This window comes from Prevotella marseillensis, from assembly GCF_900625065.1.
Lineage (GTDB): Bacteria > Bacteroidota > Bacteroidia > Bacteroidales > Bacteroidaceae > Prevotella > Prevotella rara.
Genome location: NZ_UYXY01000007.1, coordinates 43653 through 50171, shown reverse-complemented (window position 1 = coordinate 50171; position 6519 = coordinate 43653). Strand labels below are relative to the sequence as shown.

Below are 6519 nucleotides of genomic sequence, written 5' to 3'. Positions count from 1 at the left end.
GTTATAAGTTCAACAGAAGGTATTTGGGCTTCAGACTCTTTGACAGGCTCGAACTTTGCGCATGTACGTATAGGGCGAACTTTAAACATCGAATTTATTGATTGGCAACTTGCGGACATTCATTAAAAATAATAGCATGGTTTCGATTATTATTCCCGTATATAATTCCGAAACAACGTTAAGACGTTGTTTGGAAAGTGTCATTAACCAATCAATATCTGATTGGGAACTTATATTGGTTGATGATGGAAGTAATGATAAATCTGGTGAAATCTGTGATGAATATGCAGAAAAGAATCAACGAATTAAAGTCTTTCATAAGAAAAACGGAGGTGTCAGCTCTGCTCGTAATATAGGACTTGATAATGCGAAAGGAAAATGGATTGTATTTATAGATGCTGATGATTTTGTAAAAGAATCTTATTTGGCAAATCTATTGGAACATTCACAAAAGCAAGTTGATTTGGTGATATCTTATGCTGAGATTCATAATGGTGATGATATCAATAAAGAATCGTATCCACCTAAATTGATAGACGATACGAATTTTGAGTCCATGTTTATAGAAAATGATATGAATTGGCATACCTCTCCTTGGAGTAAATTATATAAAAGAAGTATTATAGAGGAACATCGTTTACGCTTTTGTGAGGGTATGCATATTGGGGAAGATGCAGTATTCCTATATTCATATATGTTGTGCTCTAATAGAATTTATATATCTAATGATACGGATTATTGCTATTTTGCTTACAACGAAGGTTCATTAACAAAGCGTGTGAATTCTTTAGATTCAGAGACTCTCGCTTACAACCAAATTTTGGCAATCGTAGAATCTATGATTGCCAAAAAATCAATAAAGAATTTTATTGCTTTGAAGAATCTCAATTGGTTGATTGCTTCATACCAAAGACGTATTCTAAATGCACTGTACCACAATAAAGTACAAAAGCCAAAAAGATTATCGATTTTACTAAATATTAATTGGGGGTATTATATTAAACATATTAATTCAAATTCTATAAACGAAAAAATACAAATAGCTTTATTAAAAAAACATCATTATAGATTGTATGATTTTATTAGAAGTATTGTAATTCTAATAAGAAAGATAAAATTATCTATGTGAGAATTATTTTCTTGATCAGGTAGCATATTTACACAAAATCTTAAGAAATTAAAATAAATGGAATATACAGCTGTTATCCGCACATTAGGCACTGCCAAAGAAAAATATCAAACTTTATTAGACTCTTTAAAGCGGCAAACTGTTAAGCCTTCAAAAATATTAGTATATATTGCGGAAGGCTATACAATACCGAAAGAGACTATTGGAAAGGAACAATATATTTATGTAAAAAAAGGTATGGTGACACAACGTGCTTTGCCTTATGATGAAGTAGATACAGAATTTGTTTTATTCTTAGATGATGACGTGTATTTACCTGAAACAGCGGTAGAGCAGTTGTATGGGTATTTAATTGATTATGATGCTGATGTTATTTCTCCTGATGTATTTCCAAATGCAGAACGTTCTTTCTTAGGTAAATGTTTGATGATGCTTTCTGGGAGAATGTTAGCAAGAAAGGATGATGGCAAATGGGGATATAAGGTGATGCGTAACTCTGGTTATTCCTATAATAACCATCCGAGTCCCGGAGTTTATTGGTCTCAGACAAATGCCGGTCCTTGTTTTTTCTGTAAAAAGGCGGATTTTCTAAAAATTCATTTTGAAGATGAACTTTGGCTCGATAAAATGAAATATCCTATGGGTGAGGATCAGGTTATGTTTTATAAAATGTACCTGTATGGGTTAAAGCAATTAACATGGTTCCATAGTGGAATAAGGCATCTAGATGCGGGATCGACCATGCTAAATGAAGATAAAGAAAAAATGTTGATATATTCTGATTTTCGTTTTAAAACGATATTCTGGCACCGTTTCATATATATGCCTGACAGAAACTTTTTTAGTCGGTTATTGAGCTTAGTTTCTATTGGATATGCCTTTGGCTTTACGTTATTTATATCTGCTCTAAAATGTAATTTTAGCATTTTAAGATTGAAGTATAAAGCAATAAAAGATGCTTGTCAATTTATAAAGAGTAAAGAATATAAAAAACTTCCATTAATAGAAAATTTAATTTGATATGAATATTGTACCTATAGTTTTTGCCTTTGATAATAATTTGATTTTACCAGCATGTGTTTGCATATCATCATTGATGATGAATGCTAATGAAGATACATTTTATGATATTTTCATCTTACATTCAGCCCATATAAAATTAAAAAAAGAAGAATTGGATAAACTACCGTTGTATTACAAAAATTGCCGTATTCAATATAAGCAGGTAGACGATACATTTGATTCTTCTTTTGAAATCCGAGGAATAACAACACCTGCATATTATCGCTTATTAATCCCAGAATTGATTACAGAGTATGACAAAGTGATATATTCAGATGCCGATATTATTTTTAGGATGGACTTGTCAGAGTTGTATCATTCTGATATATCGCAATATTATTTAGCTGCAACCAAAGATGTATGGTTAAATTTTAGCGATGACGGAATGAAATATATTTCTTCTGTAAATGGTTTGCGGCAAGGGCGATATTTGCAGTCAGGATTTATTATGATGAATTGCAAAAAAATGTTGGAAGACAAATTGGTTGACAAATTCCGCAATTTTGCTAAAGAGAAACTGAAATATCAAGATCAAGATATTCTCAATCTCACTTGCGGTGAGAAAGTATTGTTTCTATCCATGAAATATAACATGACAGATAATTTATATTACTTTCTCAATAAAGAGAGAGATAAAATAGCCTCCATTCTGTCAGGAGAAGATATTTGTAAAGCGATGAATAATGGAAACATACATTTTAATGGTCATAAGCCATGGAAAAAATACAGTATAAACTTTGATGTTTGGTGGGAGTATTATCGAAAATCACCTTTCTTCGATGAAAGATTTTATTTCGACTACTTTTATTATCGATTGAATATATTTGACCAATTGTCTTTATGGAAAAGAATTAAAATATTGGTGAGATATTTTGTATATGGAAAACGTATAATTTAAACTAGGAAGAATGAAGATTGTTTATTGCTTACCGTCTACATACCTTTTAGGAGGAGTGGAGCGGATTGTATCAAGTAAAGCTAATTTACTTTCTGAAATGGGACATGATGTATCAATCGTTACTACCGATCAACAAGGAAAACAACCATATTTTAAGATTAACAATAACATAAAATGTTATGATTTAGGTATCAATTATTGTTTAAATGGTCAACGCAGTTTTATAAAGAAATTATTTTATTTTTTTTATAACTTCTATCAACATAAAAAGAGGTTAAAGAAATTGTTGTTGGAATTGAGGGCAGATATAGTCATATCAACTTTTCGTACCGAAATGGGATTTCTACCAAAAATAAAAGATGGTAGTAAAAAAATTGTTGAGTTTCATGTATGTAAACCTATGTTCCGTATTACTAGAAGAAAGGGGATAATGGGTTATGTAGATGATTTTATGATGCCTAAAATGATTCATTCATTACGAAAATATGACCGCTTCGTAGTTTTAAGTCATGAGGATGCAGACAATTGGAAAGAATTAAATAATGTTTCTGTTATTAACAATTTTTGTTCTAAGAACTTTGCAGAAAAGGCAAAATTAGAGAAACATCGTGTAATTTCTGTGGGCAGATATGAATATCAAAAGGGCTATGACCGATTGATCAATGCCTGGGCTTTGATTGCCAAACAAGTTCCTGATTGGACTCTTCATATCTTTGGAGAGGGAAGTTTACGGCCTGTGTTGACAAAACAGATATATGATCTAAATTTAGAAAAATCTGTCTTTCTTGATGGGGCGACGAATAATGTTGGCAAAGAACTGTCAGAATCTTCTATTGTTGCTTTTACTTCTAACTATGAAGGCTTTCCCATGGCTATAGTAGAAGTAGAATCAGCTGGTCTCCCTGTTGTTAGTTTTGATGCTCCATGTGGTCCTAAAGATATTATTAGAGATGGAGAAGACGGTTTCTTGGTAAAAAATGGGGATATTGAAGATTTCGGAAAGAAACTTCTTTCTCTTATGCAGGATGAAGAATTAAGAAAAAAAATGGGCGAGAAAGCCCTTGAGAATTCGAAAAGATTTACGCAAGAAAATATTATACCACAATGGATTTCCTTGTTTGAAACCATATTAAAGAAATGAAAATATCTGTAATTGTTCCAATTTATAAGGTTGAGCCTTTTATTGCCCGTTGCGCAAAGTCATTGATGGAACAGACGCTGACGGATGTAGAGTATATTTTTGTTGATGATGCCTCACCAGATGGAAGTATTGCGATGCTACTTAAAGTACTTGCAGATTATCCAAAACGGAGTAATCATGTTAAAATCTTGACTCATACGGAGAATAAGGGGTTGCCTGCAGCACGCAACACAGGTCTTGCCGTGGCTCAAGGAGAATACATTTTCCACTGCGACAGCGATGATTTCGTAGAGCCGGATATGCTTGATCAACTTTACCGCAAGGCAACTGATATTGATGCGGATATAGTGTGGTGTGATTGGTGGTTGTCGTTTGCTAAGAACGAGCGGTATATGAAACAGCCGGAATTTCATACACCTATTGATGCACTGAAAGGCATGTTGAGTGGGGTTATGAAATTTAATGTGTGGAATAAGCTGATACGTAGATCCTTATATGTGGAAAATAAAATAGAATTTCCTGCTGGATACGGTATGGGAGAAGACATGACTATTATGCGTCTTTTTGCTCGGGCTTCTAAAGTAGCTTATTTACCCAAAGCCTTTTATCATTATGTGCAGCTTAATACCGGAGCGTTCAGCAAGACATACTCTAATAGGCATTTGGAGGAATTGCAATATAATGTATCATTATTGTTAAATGATTTACAAGGGATGTTCGGAGAACAATTGAAGAAAGAAATGGCTTTCTTTCAACTGGATGTGAAATTCCCATTCTTGATTACTGATGATTTTTCAAAATATAAATTATGGCAGTCTTGGTATCCAAATGCAAACAAGTATATTCTTAAGAATAAACAACTGTCATTGCGAAGCCGTTGCCTGCAATGGTTGGCATGGAAGAATCAATTTTGGGCAGTATGGCTCTATTACAAATGTGTACATAAAGTGATATACGGACTGATTTATAGATAAAGAACTATGTGGATATTGCGGTTGGTTGGAATGGTGATACTTACCATATTAACCAGTTTTTATTTTTTCCCGTTTGAATTTACCTTTTTGCCGGGAGCCAATACCAAGATGGTTATGGCAGGTATAGGACTAATAATATTGATTGTTCAATTAGCACGTCAAGGCCAATCTTTGATTAATAAGGATATTTTTAACCTTGCCATAATGGCTGGAGTTGTATCATTAATCGGATTTTTTTCAGTAATATGGAATGACACTCATGATTATACATACGCTACTTATATTGTATCAATGTTGGTTTGGCTTTCAGGTGCATACGTGGTTATTCAAGCCATCAAAAAATTTCATGGACATATTTCTGTGGAATTGTTATGTAATTATTTGATTGTGGTATGTGTTACCCAATGCCTGATAGCCTTTGCGATGACACAGTCTCCTCCTTTGAAAGCCTTTGTAGATAGTTTTTTAGGAAGTACGGGATTTATGGGAAAATTAAAAGACAGAATGTATGGTATTGGTGCCAGTTTAGATGTTGCTGGTTCACGTTTCTCTGTCATTTTGATGATGATCGTATATTTTTTGACAAAGAATGCCAAAACAGAAAAAAGTAAATATATTGGATTGTATATGGTAGCTTTTGTGATTGTTGCTGTGATAGGGAGTATGATTTCTCGTACGACTTCTATAGGAGCAATATGCGCTTTGGCTTATCTGATTTATATATCTCGCATTTATACCTTAAGGTTTGATTCAAATATGGCTCATTTATATAGCTGGTTTCTTGGTATAATGTTTGTCATGCTTTTGTTGATGATTTACGGATATAATACAAATATTGCTTTCCGTGAGAATCTACGTTTCGGTTTTGAAGGATTTTTTAGCTTGGTTGAAGAAGGTAAATGGGATGTTCATTCTAACGAAATCCTAAAAAATATGTATGTTTTTCCAGATAATCTGAAAACTTGGATTATTGGAGACGGCTATTTTGATAATCCGAATGGTATAGAACCTTATTATATAGGTCCGACATGGCATGGATATTACCAAAATACAGATGTAGGATACTTGAGGTTTATATATTATTTTGGGTTGGCAGGACTTATTGCTTTTATTCTTTTTATGATTAAAGCAAGTAAAGTTTGTATGAACCGTTTTGCATCATACCGCAGTCTATTTTTTGTAATATTATTATTGAACTTTATTGTATGGTTTAAAGTTTCAACAGATATATTTTTGGTTTTTGCCCTGTTCCTATGTCTTGATAAAGACGATGGCCAAATGGCTGTGCAGAAATCATTATAGAATAATGTAATAT

6 protein-coding genes and 1 pseudogene are annotated in these 6519 nt (G+C 32.9%); all 7 read left to right on the top strand.

Features of this window, described 5'->3' with window-relative positions:
• A pseudogene (locus EJL04_RS15380) lies at positions 1-101 on the top strand (IS1595 family transposase); the annotation flags it as partial.
• A 35-nt stretch (positions 102-136) separates the two neighbouring features.
• On the top strand, positions 137-1129 hold the full coding sequence (locus tag EJL04_RS15375) for a glycosyltransferase family 2 protein (protein WP_021855279.1): 993 nt from the start codon (positions 137-139) through the stop codon (positions 1127-1129).
• A gap of 57 nt (positions 1130-1186) precedes the next feature.
• Positions 1187-2149 carry a glycosyltransferase family 2 protein gene (locus EJL04_RS15370; RefSeq protein ID WP_125105578.1) on the top strand — a complete coding sequence of 321 codons (963 nt, stop codon included), beginning with the start codon at positions 1187-1189 and terminating at the stop codon, positions 2147-2149.
• A gap of 1 nt (position 2150) precedes the next feature.
• Positions 2151-3089 (top strand): glycosyltransferase family 8 protein, encoded by a 939-nt coding sequence (locus EJL04_RS15365; RefSeq protein WP_021855281.1) that lies wholly within the window; start codon positions 2151-2153, stop codon positions 3087-3089.
• A gap of 10 nt (positions 3090-3099) precedes the next feature.
• A complete protein-coding gene (locus EJL04_RS15360; protein ID WP_021855282.1) occupies positions 3100-4230 on the top strand; it encodes a glycosyltransferase family 4 protein in 1131 nt (376 codons plus the stop codon).
• Positions 4227-5204: a glycosyltransferase family 2 protein gene (locus EJL04_RS15355; RefSeq protein WP_125105577.1), complete on the top strand. Its 978-nt coding sequence runs from the start codon at positions 4227-4229 to the stop codon at positions 5202-5204. The genes EJL04_RS15360 and EJL04_RS15355 overlap by 4 nt, the downstream gene beginning before the upstream one ends.
• Positions 5205-5318: 114 nt before the next feature.
• On the top strand, positions 5319-6506 hold the full coding sequence (locus EJL04_RS15350; protein ID WP_125105576.1) for a hypothetical protein: 1188 nt from the start codon (positions 5319-5321) through the stop codon (positions 6504-6506).
• The last annotated feature ends 13 nt before the right edge of the window (positions 6507-6519 follow it).

Bases quoted from the DNA above. Each gene is read 5' to 3' on its own strand.
- EJL04_RS15375 (WP_021855279.1), top strand. From the start codon at position 137: ATGGTTTCGATTATTATTCCCGTATATAATTCCGAAACAACGTTAAGA.
- EJL04_RS15370 (WP_125105578.1), top strand. From the start codon at position 1,187: ATGGAATATACAGCTGTTATCCGCACATTAGGCACTGCCAAAGAAAAA.
- EJL04_RS15365 (WP_021855281.1), top strand. From the start codon at position 2,151: ATGAATATTGTACCTATAGTTTTTGCCTTTGATAATAATTTGATTTTA.
- EJL04_RS15360 (WP_021855282.1), top strand. From the start codon at position 3,100: ATGAAGATTGTTTATTGCTTACCGTCTACATACCTTTTAGGAGGAGTG.
- EJL04_RS15355 (WP_125105577.1), top strand. From the start codon at position 4,227: ATGAAAATATCTGTAATTGTTCCAATTTATAAGGTTGAGCCTTTTATT.
- EJL04_RS15350 (WP_125105576.1), top strand. From the start codon at position 5,319: ATGGCAGGTATAGGACTAATAATATTGATTGTTCAATTAGCACGTCAA.